Annotated in this window: 17 protein-coding genes, 1 rRNA gene and 1 pseudogene; 8 read left to right on the forward strand and 11 right to left on the reverse strand. The window is 66.8% G+C overall.

Annotated elements, in window-relative coordinates; all coding sequences use genetic code 11:
- Positions 1-155: 155 nt before the first annotated feature.
- The 3 genes from amt to SOM61_RS23225 are packed head-to-tail and all read right to left on the reverse strand — an operon-like array spanning position 156 to position 2,663.
- A complete protein-coding gene (gene amt, locus SOM61_RS23215) occupies positions 156-1,556 on the reverse strand; it encodes an ammonium transporter (RefSeq protein ID WP_320476271.1) in 1,401 nt (466 codons plus the stop codon).
- A gap of 14 nt (positions 1,557-1,570) precedes the next feature.
- On the reverse strand, positions 1,571-1,909 hold the full coding sequence (gene glnK, locus SOM61_RS23220) for a P-II family nitrogen regulator (protein ID WP_109345130.1): 339 nt from the start codon (positions 1,907-1,909) through the stop codon (positions 1,571-1,573).
- A 19-nt stretch (positions 1,910-1,928) separates the two neighbouring features.
- Entirely contained in the window at positions 1,929-2,663 is a 735-nt protein-coding gene (locus SOM61_RS23225) for a TorF family putative porin (protein WP_320476272.1), read from the reverse strand.
- Between the two features lie 254 nt (positions 2,664-2,917).
- On the opposite strand from SOM61_RS23225, the pseudogene SOM61_RS23230 reads away from it, so the two are divergent.
- From SOM61_RS23230 to SOM61_RS23240, 3 genes and pseudogenes are all read left to right on the forward strand, one after another.
- A pseudogene (locus SOM61_RS23230) lies at positions 2,918-3,148 on the forward strand (accessory factor UbiK family protein); the annotation flags it as partial.
- Positions 3,149-3,339: 191 nt separating this feature from the next.
- Entirely contained in the window at positions 3,340-5,817 is a 2,478-nt protein-coding gene (locus SOM61_RS23235; protein WP_320476273.1) for an adenosylcobalamin-dependent ribonucleoside-diphosphate reductase, read from the forward strand.
- Between the two features lie 76 nt (positions 5,818-5,893).
- Positions 5,894-6,274, forward strand: coding sequence for a SirB2 family protein (locus SOM61_RS23240; RefSeq protein ID WP_147936611.1), 381 nt, complete (start codon positions 5,894-5,896; stop codon positions 6,272-6,274).
- Positions 6,275-6,295: 21 nt separating this feature from the next.
- On the opposite strand, the gene SOM61_RS23245 is transcribed toward SOM61_RS23240, so the two are convergent.
- The 4 genes from SOM61_RS23245 to SOM61_RS23260 all read right to left on the reverse strand — a co-directional run bounded on the left by SOM61_RS23245 (position 6,296) and on the right by SOM61_RS23260 (position 12,422).
- Entirely contained in the window at positions 6,296-7,294 is a 999-nt protein-coding gene (locus SOM61_RS23245) for a tetratricopeptide repeat protein (RefSeq protein WP_320476274.1), read from the reverse strand.
- Positions 7,295-7,460: 166 nt separating this feature from the next.
- On the reverse strand, positions 7,461-7,835 hold the full coding sequence (locus tag SOM61_RS23250) for a YfeK family protein (RefSeq protein WP_320476275.1): 375 nt from the start codon (positions 7,833-7,835) through the stop codon (positions 7,461-7,463).
- Between the two features lie 80 nt (positions 7,836-7,915).
- Positions 7,916-11,497, reverse strand: coding sequence for a M1 family aminopeptidase (locus tag SOM61_RS23255; RefSeq protein WP_320476276.1), 3,582 nt, complete (start codon positions 11,495-11,497; stop codon positions 7,916-7,918).
- Positions 11,498-11,507: 10 nt separating this feature from the next.
- Positions 11,508-12,422 (reverse strand): ABC transporter ATP-binding protein, encoded by a 915-nt coding sequence (locus SOM61_RS23260; RefSeq protein ID WP_320476277.1) that lies wholly within the window; start codon positions 12,420-12,422, stop codon positions 11,508-11,510.
- 238 nt (positions 12,423-12,660) lie between these two features.
- Between SOM61_RS23260 and SOM61_RS23265 the strand changes: the two genes are divergently transcribed.
- Complete coding sequence (locus SOM61_RS23265) at positions 12,661-14,178, forward strand: YifB family Mg chelatase-like AAA ATPase (protein WP_320476278.1); 1,518 nt, start codon at positions 12,661-12,663, stop codon at positions 14,176-14,178.
- Between the two features lie 20 nt (positions 14,179-14,198).
- Here SOM61_RS23265 and SOM61_RS23270 read toward each other — a convergent pair whose 3' ends face one another.
- From SOM61_RS23270 to SOM61_RS23280, 3 genes are all read right to left on the reverse strand, one after another.
- Positions 14,199-15,155 (reverse strand): GlxA family transcriptional regulator, encoded by a 957-nt coding sequence (locus SOM61_RS23270; RefSeq protein ID WP_320476279.1) that lies wholly within the window; start codon positions 15,153-15,155, stop codon positions 14,199-14,201.
- 131 nt (positions 15,156-15,286) lie between these two features.
- Positions 15,287-17,446, reverse strand: a complete 2,160-nt coding sequence (locus tag SOM61_RS23275) for a xanthine dehydrogenase family protein molybdopterin-binding subunit (protein WP_320476280.1) — start codon at positions 17,444-17,446, stop codon at positions 15,287-15,289.
- On the reverse strand, positions 17,439-17,903 hold the full coding sequence (locus SOM61_RS23280) for a (2Fe-2S)-binding protein (RefSeq protein ID WP_320476281.1): 465 nt from the start codon (positions 17,901-17,903) through the stop codon (positions 17,439-17,441). The genes SOM61_RS23275 and SOM61_RS23280 overlap by 8 nt, the downstream gene beginning before the upstream one ends.
- Positions 17,904-18,103: 200 nt before the next feature.
- Here SOM61_RS23280 and SOM61_RS23285 point away from each other — a divergent pair, with 200 nt between their 5' ends.
- The 4 genes from SOM61_RS23285 to SOM61_RS23300 all read left to right on the forward strand — a co-directional run bounded on the left by SOM61_RS23285 (position 18,104) and on the right by SOM61_RS23300 (position 21,314).
- The gene (locus SOM61_RS23285) at positions 18,104-18,604 is read left to right on the forward strand and encodes a hypothetical protein (protein ID WP_320476282.1); all 501 of its coding nucleotides are present in this window, start codon (positions 18,104-18,106) and stop codon (positions 18,602-18,604) included.
- Positions 18,605-18,611: 7 nt separating this feature from the next.
- A complete protein-coding gene (locus SOM61_RS23290; protein ID WP_320476283.1) occupies positions 18,612-19,352 on the forward strand; it encodes an ABC transporter ATP-binding protein in 741 nt (246 codons plus the stop codon).
- Positions 19,349-20,896 (forward strand): putative ABC transporter permease subunit, encoded by a 1,548-nt coding sequence (locus tag SOM61_RS23295; protein WP_320476284.1) that lies wholly within the window; start codon positions 19,349-19,351, stop codon positions 20,894-20,896. Before SOM61_RS23290 ends, SOM61_RS23295 begins: the two co-directional genes overlap by 4 nt.
- A 76-nt stretch (positions 20,897-20,972) precedes the next feature.
- Positions 20,973-21,314, forward strand: coding sequence for a DUF1840 domain-containing protein (locus SOM61_RS23300; RefSeq protein ID WP_320469877.1), 342 nt, complete (start codon positions 20,973-20,975; stop codon positions 21,312-21,314).
- A 187-nt stretch (positions 21,315-21,501) separates the two neighbouring features.
- Here SOM61_RS23300 and rrf read toward each other — a convergent pair.
- Positions 21,502-21,592, reverse strand: a 5S ribosomal RNA gene (gene rrf, locus SOM61_RS26545); the annotation flags it as partial.

A 21,592-nucleotide genomic window follows, 5' to 3' on the forward strand; every position in this document is an offset into this window, starting at 1 on the left:
TGCCACTGCCAAAAAAGACTCCCCGCGAAGGCGGGGACCCAAGGTTATTTGCACTGGCACTACGTTATAACGTAGCCGCCATGCTGGCAACTTGGGTCCCCGCCTGCGCGGGGACGACGTGCTTGCTGCTAACGTGCTAGTGCTGCTGGGCTATATCAGTAACGGTACGCCGATTCGCCGTGGCTGGTGATGTCCAGGCCTTCTCGCTCTTCGTCTTCAGGTACGCGCAGGCCGATCACGATGTCCACCAGCTTGAAGGCGATGAAGGCGACGATGCCCGACCAGGCGATGGTCACGACCACGCCGTGCGCCTGCACCAGCACCTGGCTGCCGATCGAGTAGCCGGTGGCCATGGCATTGGTGGTGTAGTCCCACACCCCCTGGCCACCCAGCGACGGCGCCGCGAACACGCCGGTCAGCAGCGCACCCAGGATGCCGCCCACGCCGTGCACGCCGAACACGTCGAGCGAGTCGTCGGCGCGCAGCATGCGTTTCAGGCCGGTCACGCCCCACAGGCAGATGATACCAGCCAGCAGGCCCATGACCAAGGCGCCCATCGGACCGACGAAACCGGCGCCCGGGGTGATCGCCACCAGGCCCGAGATGGCACCCGAAGCGGCGCCCAGCATCGACGGCTTGCGCTTGAAGATCCATTCGCCGGCCGCCCACGCCACGGTGGCGGCGGCGGTTGCCAGCAGGGTGTTGATGAAGGCCAGCGCCGCGACGTCGCCCGCTTCGAGCGCCGAACCGGCGTTGAAGCCGAACCAGCCGACCCACAGCAGCGAGGCGCCGACCATGGTCATCGGCAGCGAGTGCGGGGCCATCGATTCCTTGCCGTAGCCGACACGCTTGCCGATCACGTAGGCGCCGACCAGGCCGGCAACCGCGGAATTGATGTGCACCACGGTGCCGCCAGCGAAGTCGAGCGCGCCCTGCTGCCACAGGTAGCCGGCGCCGGCGCTGACGGTGGCCAGCGAAGCGGCGTCGGTGATCGCATCAGGACCGGCCCAGAACCAGACCATGTGCGCCATCGGCAGGTAGGCGAAGGTGAACCAGATCACCACGAAGGCCAGCACCGCCGCGAAGCGTGCGCGCTCGGCGAACGAGCCGACGATCAGCGCGCAGGTGATGGCGGCGAAGGTGCCCTGGAAGGCGACGAAGATGAACTCGGGGATCATCACCTCTTTGGTAAAGGTCGCGCCCATCGAGAAGGTGCCGGCAACCGGGTCCCAGATGCCCTGCAGGAAGGCGCGGTCGAAGCCGCCGATGAAGGCGTTACCCGAGGTAAAAGCAAGCGAGTAGCCGTACAGGCACCACAGCACGATGATCAGGGAGAACACCATCATGACCTGCATCAGCACCGACAGCATGTTCTTGGCGCGCACCATGCCGCCGTAGAACAGCGCCAGGCCCGGGATCACCATCATGATGACCAGCAGGGTGGCAACGAACATCCAGGCGGTATCCCCTTTGTTGATGGACGGCGCCGCCATGGCCGGGAGGGCCAGGCCCAGGCCCAGCATGGCGGTCAGGATTTTTGTCGTTATATGCTTCATGAACACTTTCCTTCTTACAGTGCGTCGTTGCCGGTCTCGCCGGTACGGATACGGATGACCTGGGTCAGGTCGGCCACGAAGATCTTGCCGTCACCGATCTTGCCGGTGCGGGCGGCGCCCTGGATCGCATCGATCACCTGGTCGACGATGGCATCGTCGACGGCGGCTTCGATCTTGATCTTGGGCAGGAAATCGACAACGTACTCGGCGCCACGGTACAGCTCGGTGTGACCCTTCTGGCGACCGAAACCCTTCACTTCGGTCACCGTCATGCCTTGCACGTTGATTTCCGACAGCGCTTCACGCACTTCGTCGAGCTTGAAGGGCTTGATGATGGCGGTAATCATTTTCATGGTATTGCCTCTTTTGCTATCAAAAAGTTTTTGACACGGACAGCACAGCGGCTGACTTGCCCAGGTTCTTGCCTTCCGGACTCAGGTAGGCGTCGGTATTCGCCTTATGCCAGGCCAGGGCCACGGTGGCGACCCCAAAGTCCTTCGTCACGCCGATCTTGTAGTGCGTGTAGGACGCCGGGCTGTTGTTCTTGACGCGCTGGCGGCCGACTTGCAGGTTCAGCAGGAAGCCGTTGCTGACGTCGATATCGGCGCCCAGGTCCAGGTAACCGCTGCGCTTGCTGTCGGTGGTGCCGAACAGATTGGTCGTCGAGTGCGAATACTTGATATACGCAGGACCGAAGCCGAGCTTGCCGTAAATTTCAAAAGTATTTGCGTTCGGATCCAGGCTGTTGTCCGGATACCAGTAATACAGGCCGCCGACGTCGTAGCTGACCTCGTCGGTCAACTGGCCACGCTTGCCGGCATACACATCCCATTCAAGATTGCCGTCGCCACCCAGGTCCTTCGTCCACTTGATGGTGGAGAGCCAGGTGCCTACGTAAAAGCCGGTTGGGCTGTGTACGTAGTCGACGCCGCCGGACAGGGCGGGGTCGGAATCGGTTTGCGACAGGCCGCGGTAACGGTAGTCGCTGGTGAGTGCTACGTTGTAACTCACCTGGTGTTCGGCGGGTTGTTCCTGTGCGATGGCCGGGATGCTGGTGAAAGCCAGAATCGCGAGGCTGATTGCGTTGATTTTTGCATTGCACTTCATGACAAACCCCCTTGGACAGTTACTGCGTTTGGAATCCTTTTTTCGTGCGTTATCTCCCCCTTCATTTAGCAGGATGTGTGCCAGCTCATAAAAGCGATGAAAATGGCCTTGTTTTTTTGGTAAACGTGCCCCAGATACGACTTGCTTCAATACAATCGACCGCGAACGGCGTCCGCCGTGTAGCGCGACGCACCAAATCAGGCTGTATTGCACCGCCTTGGTGCATACAACCCCGGCAGAAAGGGATAGGGACCATGAACAACAGCAACTTCTTCAGCGATTTGCAAGGCAAGATCAATCAGGCACTCGAAAGTGGCCCGGCCAAAGACATCGAGCGCAACGTCAAGGCGGCGATGACTTCGGGCTTCGCCAAGCTCGACCTGGTCACGCGCGAGGAATTCGACATCCAGGCCCAGGTGCTGGCCAAGACCCGCGCCAAGCTGGAAGCGCTCGAGCTGCGCGTGATCGAACTCGAGGCCCGCCTGGGATCCGGCGCATCGTCCGCCTCGTCGGCATCGGCCACCCCGCCAGCGGGCGCGGCGCCGTCGGCCACGGCCCCGTTCCCGGCCCAGCCCGAAGATCCGACCATCGTGCTGCCGCCGAACCTGGACAAATCGGGCGATACGCCGATCAACAAACCCTGATGACGGGTGCATTCATGGATAGGGCAACCGGCATGAATGCACCAGAATCACCGCTCGGCACCCTGCCCGCGCAGGAAGTGTCGGTGGACGTGCTGCGCGAAAAATACGCGCGCGGCGACGAGCGCACGATCGAGGACGTACAGCGGCGCATCGCACGCGCCCTGGCCGCCCTCGAGCCGCTACCGCAGCGCGCCGAGTGGGAGCGCCGCTTTCTGTGGGCCCAGCAACAGGGCTTCGTTCCCGCCGGCCGGATTGCATCCGCCGCCGGCCTTGGCCTTTCGGCCACCCTCATCAACTGTTTCGTCCAGCCGGTCGGCGATTCGATCTCCGGCACCAGCGACGGCCTGCCCGGCATCTATACCGCGCTCAGCGAAGCCGCCGAGACCATGCGCCGCGGCGGCGGGGTCGGCTACGATTTTTCGGCGATCCGCCCGCTGGGCAGCAAGGTCGCCGGCACCGCCTCGCGCGCTTCCGGTCCGGTGTCGTATATGGAAGTGTTCGACGCCTCCTGCCGCACGGTGGAGTCAAGCGGCGCCCGGCGCGGCGCCCAGATGGGCGTGCTGCGCATCGACCATCCCGACATCGAACGCTTCATCGCGGCCAAGGACACGGGCCGCCTCACCAATTTCAATATCTCGGTTGGCGTGACCGATGCCTTCATGCGCGCCGTCGAGGCGGATGAGGCATGCGCGCTGGTGCACGCGGCCGAGCCGGGCGACGAGGACCAGGCCGCCGGCGGCCACCGCCGGGACGACGGCCTGTGGGTCTACCGCAGCCTGCGCGCGCGCGACCTGTGGGAACGCATCATGGTCTCGACCTACGACCACGCCGAGCCGGGCGTGCTGTTCATCGACCGCATGAATGCCGAGAACAATCTCTGGTACGCCGAAGAGCTGCGTGCCACCAATCCCTGTGGCGAGCAACCGCTGCCGCCATATGGCTGCTGCGATCTCGGCTCGCTCAACCTCACCGCCTTCGTCGACGTGCCATTCACCCCGGAGGCGCGGCTGGACCTCGAGCGCCTGCGCGCGGTGGCCAGCGTCGCGGTGCGCATGCTCGACCTGGTGCTGGACGCCACCCAATGGCCGCTGCCGCAGCAGGCCGCAGAGGCGCGCGCCAAGCGCCGCATCGGGCTGGGCTTCCTGGGCCTGGGCAGCGCACTGGCGATGCTGGGGCTGCGCTACGACACCGACGAAGGCCGGACCATGGCGGCGCGCATCGCGGCCGAGCTGCGCGAAGCGGCCTACGCCGCCTCGATCGAACTGGCGCGCGACAAAGGCGCGTTCCCGCTGTTCGACGCCGACAAATACCTGCGCGGGCAGTTCGTCGAACGCCTGCCGCAGGAACTGCGCGACGGTATCCGCACCCACGGCATCCGCAACTCGCACCTGCTGTCGATCGCGCCGACCGGCACCATCTCGCTGGCCTTCGCCGACAATGCCTCGAACGGCATCGAGCCGCCCTATTCCTGGACCTACCAGCGCAGGAAACGCACGGCTGACGGCGGCACGCGCAGCTACGAGGTGTGCGACCACGCCTGGCGCCGGTACCGCCAGCTGCATGGCGATGCCCCCTTGCCCTCAAGCTTCGTCACCGCGCTCGAGATGCGCGCGCTGGACCACCTGCGCATGGTGGAGGCGGTCCAGCCCTTCATCGACACCGCGATCTCGAAAACCGTCAACGTGCCCGAGGATTATCCCTACGACGATTTCCACGACCTGTACCTGGAAGCCTGGCGCGCCGGCCTGAAGGGACTGGCGACCTATCGGCCGAACGCGGTGCTGGGGAGTGTGTTGTCAGCTGCGCCAGTGGCAGACTCCGCGCCGGCTGCAACGCAGCCCCCATCGGAAGACGACCCGCTGCGCAAGCGCTTCGAGCACCGTCCGCTGGGCGAGCTGGAATCGGTGACCTCGAAGGTCGAGTACTCGACCCACGAAGGCCGCAAGACCGTCTACCTGACGGTGAGCTTCCTGCGCGCCGAGGGCATGTGGGATGGCCGCCGGGTCACGATCGAGCGCCCCTTCGAGTTCTTCATGCCGGCCAACCAGCGCACCGGCGGCCACCAGTGGATCACGGCCTCGATGCGGCTGCTGTCGATGGTGGCGCGGGCCGGCGGCCCGATCGCGCGGGCACTGGCCGACATGCGCGAAGTGGTGTGGGAAAAAGGCCCGGTGCGCTGCGGCCACATCGTGCGCGACGATGGCGTGCAGGTGCCGGTGTACCACGACTCGGAAGTGGCGGCGATCGCCTTCATGCTGCAGCGGATCCTGACCCGGCGCGGCTTCCTCGACGAGCAGGGCAACCAGGTGCCGGTGGACGCGCTCGCGCGCGGCTTCGAACGGCGCATGCACGACGCCGCGCCAGGGCCGCAATTGCAGGCCGAGACGCCGGCCGAGCCGCTGCCCGTCCTGAACGGCGCCAAATGCCCGGAATGCGGCGCGCTGGCGCTGCGCAAGGTCGATGGCTGTTCGCGCTGCGAGTCGTGCCACTACGTCGGCGAGTGCGGCTGACCGGTCCTTTGAAAAGAAGCGTTCGCGGGGCCGGCTCAGGCATACTGCCGGGGTCGCAACCACCCCCGGCTCAACGATGAGTTACTACGCCCTCAAGCACATCCACATGACCTTTGCCGTGTTGAGCGGCGCCCTGTTCCTCGTCCGCGGCCTGTGGATGCTTGCCGAATCGAAGCGCCTGGAGCAGCGCTGGGTCAGGATCGCGCCGCACGTGATCGACACGCTGCTGCTGGGCAGCGCCATCGGGCTTGCCGTGTGGAGCAGCCAGTACCCGGGCCAGGCGCCGTGGCTGACGGCCAAGCTGGTAGCCCTGGTCGCCTACATCGGCCTGGGCACGGTGGCGCTCAAGCGCGGCCGCACGCGCCAGGTGCGCGCGCTGGCCTTCGTCGGCGCACTGGCCTGCTTCGCCTACATCCTGGCGGTGGCGGTCACCAAGAATCCGCTGATCGCGGCCTGACACGCCGCCCCCGGCCCGGCATCAGCGGCGCTTCAACTGCGACAGGTGCGCCGTCACCTGCTTGCGCTCACGCCCCGCGAGCGGTGGGACGCCCGCCAGCGCCGCCTGGTAGGCCGCGATCGCACGCGGCCGGTCGTGGCGCGCTTCATGGACTTCGCCCAGCGTCTTGTAGACATAGGGCCTGGGGGCGATCGCCGCCGCCCTCTCCAGCTGCAGCGCGGCTTCGGCCAGGCGTCCCTGGGCGCGCGCCACCTGCGCCAGTCCATAGGGTCCATGCTCGCTGGACGGCAGCCGGCGGCTCAGTTCCTCGAACAGCCGGCCGCTCTGAGCATAGCGGCCGGCGTCGAGGTGGGCGCTGGCCAGGGTCAGCAGCAACTCGCGCTGGCTGCCCTGCACCAGTTCATACTGCGTCAGGTCGGCCGCCAGGATGTTCTGCTCGGCCTCGTCGAGTTTTCCCTCGGCGAAAGCACACAGGGCGCGCATCAGGCGGGTCAGGTCGGGGTCGAGGCGCCGCGCTTCGGTCGCCAGTTCGCGCGCGCGCACCTCGCTGCCGCCCAGGAAGAACGGCGCGTCCAGATAAAAGCCCATCAGCGTCACGCGGGCGCGGTAATTCATCGGATCGAAGCGGATCGCGCGCTCCAGGGTGTCGCGCGTGGCATGCGCATTGCGCACGAACGCGAACAGGCCGCCGGCGCGCGACTGCGCCAGCATGACGTTCCCCAGCGCCTCGGCGCAGACACTGCTGTCCGGATTGGCCTGGACGCAGCGTTCGGCCGTGGCGCGCGCCTGCGGCAGGTCGTCCGGTTCGTCCCGGGCGATGCGCACGTCGACCGACGCGGCCAGTGCCGTCGGGTCGGTGGCATTGCGCGCAAGCCTGGCCTCGATCGCACTGCTCGCCTCTCCAAAGCGCGCCTGGTGCACCAGCTGTGCAATCGGGTCGATCTGGACAGCATGTGCAGCGCCATTCCATACGCTCAATAGCAACACCGGCACCCACCATGCCAAGCTCTTAGCCAGCATTGCATTCCCTCTCGTCGGGACCCGGCCTTTTCCGTGGCGGCCAGTCCCGCTTCCGCGGTCAGATATTGTTGTTATTTAATATAGAGCAAATCCTCACACGGAAGCCATGTACGAGTCAATGCAGAGGGAATACCTACGACGGGAATGCGCTGTCGGATGCGCAAACTCAGCGCGATGGACGCGCGCCGCGATACTTCGCCAGCTCGGCCTTGAGCCAGGCGGCGCTGGCGACCGGCGCATTGCCGCCGCAGCGGACCTGGTAAGGTTTGCCGCTGAGGCTGCTTTCGGTGGCGGCGCGCGCGACGAAATCCTCGCTCGATGCGACCAGGTCGCGCTTGAGCAGGTAGTCGTACTTGCGCTGGAGGTGTTTTGCCGCTTGCGCGGCGTCGTGCCAGCTGCCGTTACGCTGGAAGCTGCAGCCGGATGCGGTCAGGTAGCCGATCAGGTGGGCGATTTCCTGGCGCGCGGCGGGAGCCGGCGCAGCCAGGGACAGCAGCGGCAGGATGGCGAGCACGGAGGCAGCGACAGCAAGTTTCATCATGAGCGGCAAAGGACGAAGAAGCGCCAGTATGCCGCGTTTGGCGCCTGCGTGTCGCCCCACCCCGCCATGCCCGCCGCGGATCACTCGATAGCGACCTCCTTGCGGTTGTCGCGCGACACGCGGTCGATCATCTTGTTGTAGGGATCGACGCCCACCTCGAACGGCTGCTCCTTCACCGTGACCGTCACCACCGGATTGTCGCCGGACAGCACCCGCTTTTCGAGGAGCAGCACTTTTTCGTCGGCTTCCTTGGCCCCCGCGGCGCGGGCGAACACGCCGATCTCCACCGGCTCGTCGTAGGCGCGCGCGGTTTCCTTGCCCTTGCCGTCGGCTTCCATCTTGGCCAGGTGCAGCTTCATCGTCACGTCCCACTGGCCGTCCGGGCGCTTCTTCGCTGACGCTTCCATCACCCGGTTATCGTAGAACACGATTTTCTCGAACATGTCCGAGATCAGGGCGTGCTTGTCGGCCGGCGCCTCCGCGCGGATATAGTCGAGCAGTTCCGTCGAGGTGGTGAACGGCGACTCCTGGTAGCCCTTGTCTTCGAGGAAGCGCTTGAGCGCGCGGTTCAGCGCCTGCTCACCGATCTCGTCGCGCAGGCGATAGAAGATCAGGCTGCCCTTGCGGTAGTGGATGTAATCCTGGTTTTCCACGCGATTCAAAGGCAGCTCTTCGATCATCTCGCCGCCGCGCGAGCGCAGGTAGCGATCGAGCTCGTAGCGCAGGAAGCGGCGCATCTGGTGGCGTCCGTACTCCTTCTCCATCACCATCAGCGCCGAGTACTGCGACAGCGATTCGATCAGCATGCTCGCGCCCTGCACGTTGGCGGCGGTGACCTGGTGGCCCCACCACTGGTGCGCCATCTCGTGGGCCGTCACGTAGAACACGTAGTCGATGTCTTCCTTGTCGCGCAGGTCGGCGATGAAGCCGATCGACTCCGAGAACGGGATGGTATTGGCGAACGACTGGGCGAAGGCCTGGTAGTTGGGGAACTCCAGGATGCGCACCTGCTTGTGCTGGTAAGGCGTGAACTCGGTGGTGAAGTAGTCCAGCGACTTGCGGGTGGCCTCGATCATCCGGTCCACGTTGTAGCCGTGCTTGGCGTCGTAATAGATCTCGATCGGGATGCCGTTCCAGTCGCCCTTCCTGACTTGCCAGCGGGCCGACAGGTAGGCGAAGAACGGCATCATCTTCTGATCCATCTTGTAGTGGTAGTAGTTGCGGCCATTCTCCTTCCACGACCGTTGCAGGTAGCCCGGCGCCAGCGCGATCTGGTCGCCGCTGGTCGACACCGTGGTCTCGAAGCCGATCCAGTCCGCACCGCCACCGAACATCGAATCGGCGCGCGCCGCCTCGTCCTCGAGCTTGGCCATGCGCTCAGGCTCGCCCAGCCCGCGCTTGCGGCGCTCGTTACGGTCCTTCAGCTCGTAGTCGGCCTGGTAGCCGAGCAGCGGGAAGAACTCGTGGTTGTTGAAGAAGGTGCCGTTCAGGTTGAAGGTGTCGGCCTTGCCCGAATTCGAGAAGCCCTGGCGATGCGCATCGATCGTGAAGTCGAGCGGCAGGCGCGCGCCCGGCGCCAGGGGCTCGGCCAGTTTCAGGATCCGGAAACCGGTGTCCGCATCGTCCAGCACCACCTGGTGCGGCGGCAGCTTGCCCAGGGTGGTGACGACGTGGGTATTGAACTGCAGGCGCAGGGTGTCGAGCGGCTGGTCGGTCTTGTTCTCCAGGACGTAGCTGCCCTTGACCGTCACGCGGCGTTGCTCCGGATAGATATCGACCGCGGCGCGCACGTCCACGACCTTCGGATGCGGCAGGTCCTTGTACTGGCGGTAGTTCTTCTCGTACCGGGCCTGCCTGTCCATGCTGACGTTCTTGGCTTCATAGCGGCCCAGGGTCACGGTGTTATGGAAGATCCAGCCACCGACGAGGGCGAAGGCGATCGTGCACAGCGCCAGCGCCACGCCCGCGCCGCCTTTCAGGCGGCGGCCCGCTTCGCGCACCCGCGCACGCCACTCGACCGACAGGCCGCGCACCCAGAAGGCCTGTGCCACGATCAGCGCCGCCACGCAGAACAGGGTCCAGTACAGTGCGAACCAGGCCCAGCCCGTGACGAAGTGGCCGAAGCCGTTCATGTCCGAATACGGCGTCTCTGGCAGCAGCGCGACGTTGTACAGGTTGTGATCGAAGTGCATCACCGAGAGGACGATCTGCGCGATCAGGAGGACGATCACCAGCAGGTAGCCAAGAAATTTGTTGTTGGTAACGACCTGCAGCACGATGGCGATCAGCGCCATCAGCACGAACGGCAGGCCGGCCATGAACACGCCCTTGATGTACACCCCCAATTCGACCGGCGCCCCGCCCCGGAACAGCTGGATGGCGATCGCGGTCAGGATCCCGGCGAACAGGAAGACCAGCACCACGCCCACCAGCGCCAGGCTCTTGGCGACCAGCGGCGCCCAGTTCGGCATCGGCATGGCGTCGCTCACGTCGGCGATCCTGGCCTGGCGTTCCTTGAAGATCAACTCGCCCGCATAGAAGGTGACGATGATAATCAGGAGGAAGTTGAACGAGCCTTTCAGCAGGTCGATCATCAGGTGCGTGCGCGGGTAGACGTCGGTGCCGAACATCTCGTCCAGCACGCTCGCACTGCCGACCATGTTCAGCACGCCGAACAGCAGCATGACGAGGAAGGGCACGCTCTTGAACACCGCAACGGCGTCGAAGGCGAAGGTCTGCCAGCACTGGGCCCAGCGCGTGGCGCCGGTGAAGCGTGGCTCCACGCGTGGCAGCGCCACCTGGACCGGCACGAAGGCCGGCGCGGCCTGCGCCTTGGCCTTGCCGAACAGGCGCTTGCCGGTGCCGGCGCGCTGCGGCTTGAACAGGGCCAGGGTCAGGCCGACCAGCACCAGGGCGATGGCGCTCCACAGCAGGCGGTTGGCCAGCATGTAGCCCTTGAAGTCAGGCAGGCCGGCATTCGCTTCGGCGGTCGAGAAGTAGCGTGTGGCGCGGGCGAGCGCACGCAGGCCGAAGGGATCGGCCAGCACGGCGATCCATTCATTGTCGATGTTCGCCGTGAAGCTGCCGGCGACGATCCAGAGCACGAAGAAGCCCATCACGCCGACGTACACCATCATGATCGAGCGGGTGGTGGCGGCCAGCAGCATCAGCAAGGCGCCGATGAAGAACAGGTTGGGCACGACCAGCACACCCAACGCCCACAGGTAGGCCGCGCCGGGGAAAGGGCCCACGCGCTGGGCATCGACCCAGGGCATCACGGGACCGAGCATCGTGCCGATCACGATCATGGCGAAGATGAGCAGGCAGGCCACCAGGCCGGCGGCGAAGCGGCCGATCAGGTAGTCGTGCTTTTTCATCGGCGTGGCGAACAGCATGTCGGAAATGCCGACTTCGCCGTCGCGCAGCACGCCGCCGGCAATGAAGATGGTGACGACGAACATCGACATCAGGCTGAAGATGCCGAGCATCTGCGCGACCACGGTCGGCGCATTGCGGTTGACGTTGCCGATGCTGCCGCCGACCTGGATCGCATCGCTGGTGGTGGCCCCGAAGGCCAGCGCGCCGAAGACCAGCGCGCACACCCACAGCAAGGGCTGGCGCAGCTGGAAGTCCAGCTCGAACTTGAAGAATTCTCTCAGCATGCCGCCCTCCTCACGCCGTCACCGGCGCAGCCTGGGCCGCCGCCTGGCCGGCCGCGCGGCCGGCATTGCGGATCTGCAGGAAGTAGACGTCTTCCAGGTCCGGCTCGACGCTGACGAAACCATCGTCCGGCTGCGACTCGGCGTACACGTTGATCTGCGGCCGGCCCGCCACCAGGCGGGTGGACAGCACATTGAAGCGCTCCTGGTATTCGGGCAGGGCTTCCTGGCTGACGGTGCGGCGCCACACGCGGCTTTTCAGGGTGTCGATCGCGGCCTGCGGCTCGCCCTGCAGCAGCACCGTGCCCTTGGCGATCATCGCCATGCGCGGGCACAGGTCGGTCACGTCCTCGACGATGTGGGTCGACAGGATGACCACCACCTGCTCGCCGATCTTGGCCAGCAGGTTCAAAAAGCGGTTGCGCTCGTCGGGATCGAGGCCGGCGGTCGGCTCGTCGACGATCACCAGGCGCGGCGCGCCGAGCAGCGCCTGGGCGATGCCGAAGCGCTGGCGCATGCCGCCCGAATAAGTGCCCAGGCCGCGCTTGCGCGCTTCCCACAGATTGGTCTGGTGCAGCAGGGATTCGACGATCTCCTTGCGCTCGCCCTTGGCGGTCAGGCCTTTCAAGACGGCGAAGTGATTCAGCAGCTTTTCGGCGCTGACCTTCGGGTAGACCCCGAAGTCCTGCGGCAGGTAGCCGAGCTGGCGGCGCAGGCTCTCTTTATCGTTAAGGACGTCGAGGCCGTGGAAGTGGATGCTGCCGCTGTCGGGGTCCTGCAGGGTGGCAATGGTGCGCATCAGCGAAGACTTGCCGGCGCCGTTCGGACCGAGCAGGCCGAACATGCCGTTCGGGATCTCGAGGCTGACATCGTTGATGGCCTTTACGCCATTGGCATACGTCTTGTTGAGCTGCTTGATCGATAGCATCGGCTGTAACTCCTGGTCTGTGAATGGTGGCAGATATTTCCTTGCAGATAATGTAGCGTTAGTAGATTCCACTGTCAGGTTTTTGTGACAGGCGGTAGAAAATCCGGAATGGACGACGAATTCGGGGGCATGTGCGTACGCCATGCAGTTCGAATACGCAGGCCTGTCCGCACGCAACAGATGGCGCCGCGCGCGCCGTACGATAGGGCCTTCCCAGCGTTCATGCGGAAGGAACACTATGAGTCTGGCCGTCCTGAGAAGCCGCGCCCTGGCCGGCATGGAAGCGCCCGCCGTCAATGTCGAAGTCCATCTGGCCAACGGTCTCCCTGGCATCGCGATCGTGGGCCTTCCCGATACCGAAGTGCGCGAAGCGAAAGACCGCGTGCGCGCGGCGCTGCAGAATTCCGGCTTCGACCTCCCGGCGCGCCGCATCACGATCAACCTGGCGCCGGCCGACCTGCCGAAAGAATCCGGCCGCTTCGACCTGCCGATCGCGCTTGGCATCCTGGCCGCCTCGCGCCAGATCCGCGACGATGCGCTGCACCGCTACGAGTTCGCGGGCGAGCTGTCGCTGTCGGGAGAATTGCGGCCGGTGCGCGGCGCGCTGGCGATGGCGTTCGCGATGGCCCGCGACGGTGATGATGAAACGCGCGCCTTCATCCTGCCGCTGGCCAATGCCGACGAAGCGGCGCTGGTCGAGGCGGCCGCGATCCTTCCGGCGCGTACCCTGCTCGAGGTCTGCGCCCACTTCGCCAACGCGCCCGACGCGCCGAAGCTGGCGCGCCACCATGGCCCCGGCATGGCGCATGCTCCGCGTTATCCCGACTTCGCCGAGGTCAAGGGCCAGCAGCATGCCAAGCGCGCGCTCGAGGTGGCGGCGGCCGGGGCGCACTCCGTCCTGCTGGTCGGCCCGCCGGGCGCCGGCAAGAGCATGCTGGCGGCGCGCCTGCCCGGCCTGCTGCCGCCGATGAGCGAGGGAGAGGCGCTCGAATCGGCCGCCGTGCAATCGCTGGCCGGCGGCTTTTCGCCCGAACGCTGGCGCCAGCGACCGTTTCGCAGTCCGCATCACACGACGTCGGGCGTGGCCCTGGTCGGCGGCGGCAACCTGCCGCGACCAGGTGAAGTATCGCTGGCCCACCACGGGGTGCTGTTCCTCGACGAGCTGCCCGAGTTCGAGCGCCGCGTGCTGGAAGTGCTGCGCGAGCCGCTGGAATCGGGATCGATCACGATCTCGCGCGCAGCCCACCAGGCCGACTTCCCGGCGCGCTTCCAGCTGATCGCGGCGATGAATCCCTGCCCGTGCGGCTGGCTGGGCCACGCCAGCGGCAAGTGCCGCTGCACGCCGGACGCCGTGCTGCGCTACCAGGGACGCATATCGGGGCCGCTGCTCGACCGCATCGACATCCAGTTGCCGGTGGCGGCCATGGCGCCCGACGGCATGGGCGCGCAGGCCGATGGGGAGCCGAGCGCGGCGATCGCGCAGCGGGTGGCAAAGGCCCATGCACGCCAGCTCGCGCGCCAGGGACGGCCCAACAGCCAGCTGGGGCCGGGCGAGATCGACCGCCATTGCGCGCCCGATGAACCCGGGCGCCGGCTGCTGCATGACGCGGCCCGGCACCTTCACTGGTCGGCGCGGGCCTATCACCGCGTGCTCAAGGTGGCGCGCACGATCGCGGACCTGGCGGATGTGGACGACGTGCGGTCGAAGCACGTGGCCGAAGCGATCGGGTATCGGCGCGCGCTGCGCGACGATTGAGCCGCCCCGCGTTCGGATATTCAGGCCAATGCCGCCTGCTCGCGCGCCGCGCGCTTGATCGCCTGCGGCGGCTGGCCGAAGGCGCGCAGGAAGGCGCGCCGCATGCGCTCGGGGTCGGCGAAGCCGGTCTCGCGCGCGACCACGTCGATCGAGTGGTTGCTGGTTTCGATCATGGCGCGCGCCGCCTCGACCCGCAGCACCTCGATCGCGCGCGCCGGCGATTGCCCGGTCTCGAGGCGGAAGCTGCGGCTGAACTGGCGCGTGCTCAGGTTGGCCGCCTCGGCCAGCTCGTCGACCGACAGCGGCCGCCGCAGGTGGCTCTTGGCGTAGGTGAGCGCCTGCTGGATGCGGTCCGATTTCGGCTCCAGCTCGAGCAGGGCCGAGAACTGCGACTGGCCGCCACTGCGGCGGTGGTACACCACCATCTGGCGCGCGATGTGCTTCGACGCGTCCTTGCCAAGATCTTCTTCCACCATCGCCAGGCACAGGTCGATGCAGGCGGTCATGCCGGCCGAGGTCCACACGCGGCCGTCGTTGATGTAGATGCGGTCTTCCTCGATGCGCGACTTCGGATAGGCGCGCTGCAGGTCGCGCGCCAGGGCCCAGTGGGTGGTCGCGCGGCGGCCGTCGATCAGGCCGGCCTCGGCCAGGATGAAGGCGCCAGTGCAGATGCTGGCGGTGCGGCGCGAGGCATCGCTGGCTTCGCGCAGAAAGCCCAGGAAGGGCGCGCTCGACTTGAAGCCGACCGGGGTCATGATGCCGGCCACGATCAGGGTGTCGTAGTCGCGCCGGTCGAAGGCTTCGGTGAACACGCCGACGCCGGACGAGCTGGCGAGCACGCCGCCGTGCTCCGACAGCATGGTCATGTCATAGAAAGGCCCGCCGTCGAGACCGTTGGCGATCTCGAATACGGTGGTGGCCATGAGGTCGAGCGCCTGGAAGCCGGGCGGGAACAGGAATCCGATTCTGCGTTTCATGATGGTCCTGGAATGCGCAACAAGGAAAATAATACGCCAAGAAGCGCCGGGCGGGCCGAAGTCCTCCATCTTTCGAAAGAGACCGGCCCGCCCGGCGCGACCATCCCGTTGCGGCTGGGCTCAGGCGGTGCTCATGCGCCCTGCAGCTGTTCGGGCCCGATCGGCAGCGTGCGCACGCGCTTGCCGGTGGCCGCGAACACGGCATTGGCGAGCGACGGGAACAGCGCGGCGGTACCCGGCTCGCCGATGCCACCCGGCGCTTCGCGGCTGGCCACGATATGGGTCTCGATCACGGGCGCCTCGTTGATGCGCATGAGCCGCACGTCGTGGAAGTTCGACTGCTGGATGCGGCCTCCCGCCACGGTCGCCTTGCCCCACAGCGCGGCCGAGATGCCGAAGTTGATGCCGCTCTCGAGCTGGGCGCGGATGGTGTCCGGATTGATCGCGACACCGGTATCGACCGCCGCGACCACGCGCCTGACCGCCACCTCGCCTTCCTTGCTCACCGCGACGTCGGTCACCAGCGCCAGATAGGTGCCGAACACGTGCTGCAGCGAGACGCCGCGGCCCTGGCCTGATCCCTCCTGCAGGGGCTTGCCCCAGCCGGCCTTGTCGGCGGCCAGGCGCAGCACCGCCAGCGCACGCGGATTGTCCTTCAGGAGCGCGCTGCGATAGGCGACCGGATCCTTGCCGGCGGCCGCCGCCAGCTCGTCGATGAAGCTCTCGACCACGAACAGGTTGTGCGCCGGGCCGACGCCGCGCCAGAAGCCGGTCGGCACCGGAGGCTCGTGGTTCACGTACTCGACCAGCATGCTGGGGAAGGCATACGGCGGATGCATGGCGCCCTCGACCACCTCTTCGTCGAAGCCGTTGACGTAGCCGGCCGGGAAGAAGCGCTTGACCGTCGACGGGCCGGTGATGCGGTGGCTCCAGGCCAGCGGCATGCCCTCGCCGTCGACGCGCGCCTCGAGCCGGTCGTAAAAGCCGCCGCGGTAGATGTCGTGCTGGGTATCTTCCTCGCGGCTCCAGGTGACCTTCACCGGGCCTTTCACGTGGCGAGCGATCTGCACCGCACGCGTGACCATGTCGACCTCCAGGCGGCGGCCGAAGCCCCCGCCCAGGTAGTGGTTGTGCACCGTCACCTTGTCGGGATCGATACCCGCCGCCTTGGCCGCCGCCGCGCGGCTCAGGGTCATCACCTGGGTGCCGAGCCACAGCTCGCAGCTGCCGTCCTTCACGTGCACGGTGCAGTTGAGCGGCTCCATGGCGGCGTGGATCAGGTAGGGCTGCTCATACATGGCCGCGATGCGCTTGCCGCCGGCCTTGGCCGGCTCGCCCTCCTGCCGCACCTTCGCCGCCGGGCCTTCGGACGCCCTGGCCAGCGCGGTCGACAAGGCCGCGCTGTCAACCTTGGCGTTGGGGCCGTCGTCCCAGACGATCTCGAGCGCCGCCAGTCCCTTGCGCGCGGCGCCGGTGTGGTCGGCGATCACGGCCACGCAGTCGTCGAGCTTGACCACCTGGCGCACGCCTTTCACCGCCAGCGCGCGGCGCTCGTCGACCCTTTTGAGGCTGCCGCCAAAGGCGGGCGACTGCGCCAGCGCCGCGAATTTCATGTTCGGCACCATCGCGTCGATACCGTATTTGGCGCTGCCATTGACCTTCAGGGGGGTGTCGAGACGCTTGCCCGGCTTGCCGATCAGGACGAAGTCGGCCGCTTCCTTCAGCTTGACGTCGGCCGGCGCCGGGACCGGCAATGCGGCCGCCTGCGCCGCCAGCGCGCCATACTTCAGGCGCCGGCCACTGGGGCGATGCACGACCTCGCCATTGCGGGCCTGGCACTCGGACGGGCTGGCCTTCCACTGGCTGGCCGCGGCCTGCACCAGCATCACGCGCGCGGCGGCGCCGGCCTGGCGCATCGGCAGCCAGGCGGCGCGCATGGACGTCGAGCCGCCCGTGATCTGCAAGCCGAGCAGGGGGTTGCCATACAGCTTGTCGTCGGCGCCGGCGTGCCTGACCCGTACCTGGTCCAGCCCCACCTCGAGCTCTTCGGCCACCAGCATCGGGATCGAGGTATAGGTGCCCTGGCCCATCTCGATATAGGGCATGGTGATGGTGACCAGGCCATCGGCGCCGATCAGCACGAAGGCGTTCGGCTCGAATGTGCGGGCGGCCGCGGCCATCGCCGGACGGCTGACGCCATCGAGGACGACGCCCAGTAGCAGGCCGCCACCGGCGGCGGCGCCGGCCACCAGGAACGCGCGGCGCGGCAGGTTGGGCAGATCGTTACGCATGGCGTCCTCCCGCGAGGCTAAGCGCGGCGGCCTTGATGCCGGCGCGGATGCGCGGATAGGTGCCGCAGCGGCAGATATTGCCGCTCATGGCGGCGTCGATGTCCTCGTCGGTGGGCTTGCCGTTGGACTTGAGCAGGGCCGCGGCCGACATCAGCTGGCCCGATTGACAGTAGCCGCACTGGACCACCTCCTGGTCGAGCCAGGCCTTCTGCAGCGCGGCGCCGATACGCGAGGCGCCGAGCGTCTCGATGGTCGCGACGTCGGCCTTGCCCACCGCCTCGACGCTGGTGAGGCAGGAGCGGGTCGGCACGCCATCCACGTGCACGGTGCAGGCGCCGCACAAGCCCATGCCGCAACCGAACTTCGTTCCCGTCATGCCCAGCACGTCGCGCAGCACCCACAGCACCGGCGTGTCGCCGTCGACGTCCACCTCATGGTTCTTTCCGTTGACGTTCATGCCATCCCCCTGGACTTGGTTTGTTTGGGCGAATGGTCGCAGAAGTTGCCCGCCTGGAGCGGACGTAAACCCCACGATTCAGGACATCTGGCCATGCCGCCATGCCCAAAGAATACCGTTGCCGCCCTTCCCCAAAAAACGGCAAAGGAGGTAGGCGCTGCTGCTACTATCGTGTCATGCGACCAACCAATCCGCTCCGAATGCGCTTGCGCATCCTCGTCCCGGCCCTGCTGGCGGCAAGCCTGCTGGCAGCCTGCAATCCCACCTATAACTGGCGCGAACACACGAGCCAGGAGGGCCACTACAAGATCCTGTTCCCGGCCAAGCCGGCCACCTTCACGCGCGCGGTGGATCTCGATGGCCTGCGGGTGCAGATGACGATGACGGCGGCCGAAGTGGACGGCGCCACCTTCGCCGTCGGCGCCGCCACGGCGCCCGATGCCGCGCGCGCCCGCGCCGCGCTGCCGGCGATGCGCCAGGCCCTGCTGCGCAATATCGGCGCCGGCGACGATGGGGCGCCGGCGGCCCAGGACGGCCTGCGCGTGGAGGCGACGGGCGCCGCCAACGGCAAGCCGATGCACCTGCATGGCCGCTTCGAGGCGCGCGGCGAGCGCTTCTACCAGGTCATCGTGCTGGGACCGGCGAACGCGGCGCCCCCCGAGCAGGTCGACCAGTTCCTGTCTTCGTTCGCACCCCAGTGAGACCGTCATGATCGAGCATCCACCCGCCCTGCGCCTGGCCGGCCTGCGCAAGGATTTCGGCCGCCCCGCCGTCGATGGCCTCGACCTGCTCGTGCGGCGCGGCGAGTTCTATGCCCTGCTCGGCCCCAACGGCGCCGGCAAGACCACCACGCTGCGGCTGGTCAGCGGCCTGCTGGCGCCGGACGCCGGCAGCATCGAGGTGCTGGGAATCGACCTGGCCGGCGCACCGGCCGCGGCCAAGGCCAAGGCCAGGATGGCCTACCTGCCGGACGAGCCAATGTTGTACGGGAAGCTCAAGCCCTTCGAGTACCTGGAGTTCGTGGCCGGCCTGTGGGGCGTGCACGCACAAGAAGCCGAGCCGCGCGCGCGTGAGCTGCTCGACTGGCTCGACCTGAGCCGGCATGCGCACGAGCTGACCGAAGGATTCTCGCGCGGGATGAAGCAGAAGCTGGCCCTGGCCGGGGCCCTGATCCACGAACCGGAACTGTTGATCCTGGATGAACCGCTCACCGGCCTGGATGCGGTCGCGGCGCGCCAGGTGAAAGACCTGCTGCTGGCCCACGTCGCCAAGGGCGGCACGGTGATCCTGACCACGCACATCCTCGAAGTGGCGGAGCGCCTGGCGCAGCGCATCGGGATCATCCGCCAGGGCCGCCTGATCGCCGAAGGCACGCTGGACGAGCTGCGCGCCCGCACCCGGGGCGGCAGCCTGGAAGACGTATTCTTGCAGCTCACGGCCGCGCCATGAGGGTGGCGCCAGGCAGCGTCGGCTGGCTGCTGCGGCACGAGCTGCGGCTGGCCTGGTTCAATGCCTCGGGCGGCAAGGAAGGCGCCGGCAAGCGGCGGCCGGGCAATGCGGCGATCGGCCTGGCGCTGGTCGGCTGGGCCGCCCTGCACCTGCTGGCATGGGTGGCGGTGAGCGCCCTGGCCGGCTTGGCGGGCGACGATCCGCGCATCCTGCTCGCCATCTCGGCCGTGCTGGCGGGCGGCGCGACCTTCATGCTGTCGTCGGCGATCAAGTCGAGCGTGCTGGTGCTGTTCGAGCGCAGCGACCTCGATTTGCTGCTGTCCTCGCCCCTGCCCTCGCACAGCATCTTTACCGTGCGCCTGGCCGGCGTGGCGGCCAGCACCGCCGCCGTGTACCTGTTCTTCCTGGCGCCGTTCGCCCATGCCGGCCTGCTGCAGGGGCAGTGGCGCTGGCTCGGCATCTATCCGGGCGTGATCTCGGTCGCGGTGCTGTGCAGCTGCCTTGCGATGCTGCTCACGCTCGGCCTGGTGCGCGTGCTCGGTGCGCGCCGCACCCGCGTGGTAGCGCAGGTGATCGGGGCGCTGGCCGGGGCCCTGCTGGTCATCGCATCCCAGCTGCATGCGCTGTCGTCCGGGGATACGCAAGGCCGCGTGCGCGAGATGCTGGACGGCCTGCTGCGCCAGGATGGCGTGGGCGATCTCCCTTTGCTGCTGCCGGCGCGCGCCATGCTGGGTGAACCGCTGCCGCTGCTGCTGCTGGCCGCGCTGGCTGCCGGGGTGTTCGTGCTGACGGCGCGGCGTACCCACCGCTTCTTCGCGCACGGCCTGCAGCTGGCGGCGTCGGCGGCGCGTGCGGGAACGGCGCGCGCCACGCCGCTGACTTTGCGCTTTGGCCGCAGCCTGTTCCATACCGTCGTAGTCAAGGAGTGGCGCCTGATCGTGCGCGATCCGCATCTGCTGTCGCAGGTGCTGCTGCAGCTGCTGTTCCTGCTGCCGCTGTTCTTCCTTGTCTTTCAGCGCGCCGACGTGCAGGTGCAGGCGCTGGGCGCCGGACTGACGCTGCTGTGCGGCTCGCTGACCGGTGCGCTGGCCTGGGTCGCCTTGTCGGCCGAGGACGCGCCGGACCTGCTGCTGGTGTCGCCCGCGTCGCAGCGCACGGTGCGGCGCGCCAAGCTGGCGGCGGCCATCACGCCGGTGCTGGCGCTGGTGGCTGTCCCGCTGCTGTGGCTGACTGTTCGTATGCCGGCTGCGGGGCCGATCGTCTGTGTCGCGGTGTGCGGCGCCGTGTTAGGTGCGGGGCTGATCGTGTTCTGGTGCGGGCGGCCCGGGCTGCGCAGCAATTTCAAAGGCCGCGGCAAGGGCGGCTTCGTGATGAATATGCTCGAGCTGTTCAATAGCCTGGCCTGGGGAGCGCTGGGCTGGTTCCTGGCCGGGGCTACTCGCGCGCCTTTGTCGGATGTTGGCGCGCTGGCGGTGACGGGGAGCAGTGCGCTGGCCGTCGCCGTGCTCGGGGCCGCCTGGCTACTGAGGGTAAGGCGGGGCTGAGTTGTGCGAGCGCGCGCACTGTGAGCTTGCGTCAGTCGTGCTATCGTTTAGACACTAACAAAACCAAGAGATAGCCATGTTAATTACCTTTAAATGCAGATCCTACCCAGAGGTCTTGATGTACCAGGAGCATGCCAAGCGCATCCTCGACCTGTTGCACAAGGAATCGGAACGCGGTGTCATCACCGCAGCAGAAGCAGAACAAGTGATCCCGCGGCTCGAGGCCGAGATCGAAGAGAGCCGCAAGCACCAGGCGACCGAACAGGTGGCGCAAGATGTCCACGCGCACCATCGCGATGAAGATGACCACGAGCATCAGCCGATTGAGGTGGTCACCTTCTCGGCACGGATGTATCCGCTGTTGGAAATGATGCGCTCGGCGCGGGATAACAAGACCGATATCTTGTGGGGTGTTTGACGTTCTCACGATCTGACGCTGGCCAAGGCCGATCCGATACCTGATCGCGCCGTGGGGTGGATGGCGCTGCCGTCCACCCGTCCAACTATCCGATGATTGACCCATCTGCGTGGATCCACGACGATCTTCCGAGCGTGAAAGCAAAAAACCCCACCAGGATCACCTGGTGGGGTTTTTCATATAACTAGCCTGACGATAACCTACTTTCACACTGGTTGCAGCACTATCATCGGCGCAAAGTCGTTTCACGGTCCTGTTCGGGATGGGAAGGGGTGGGA

Origin of the sequence: Massilia sp. CFBP9012, from assembly GCF_034045115.1 — a bacterium.
GTDB lineage: Bacteria > Pseudomonadota > Gammaproteobacteria > Burkholderiales > Burkholderiaceae_D > Telluria.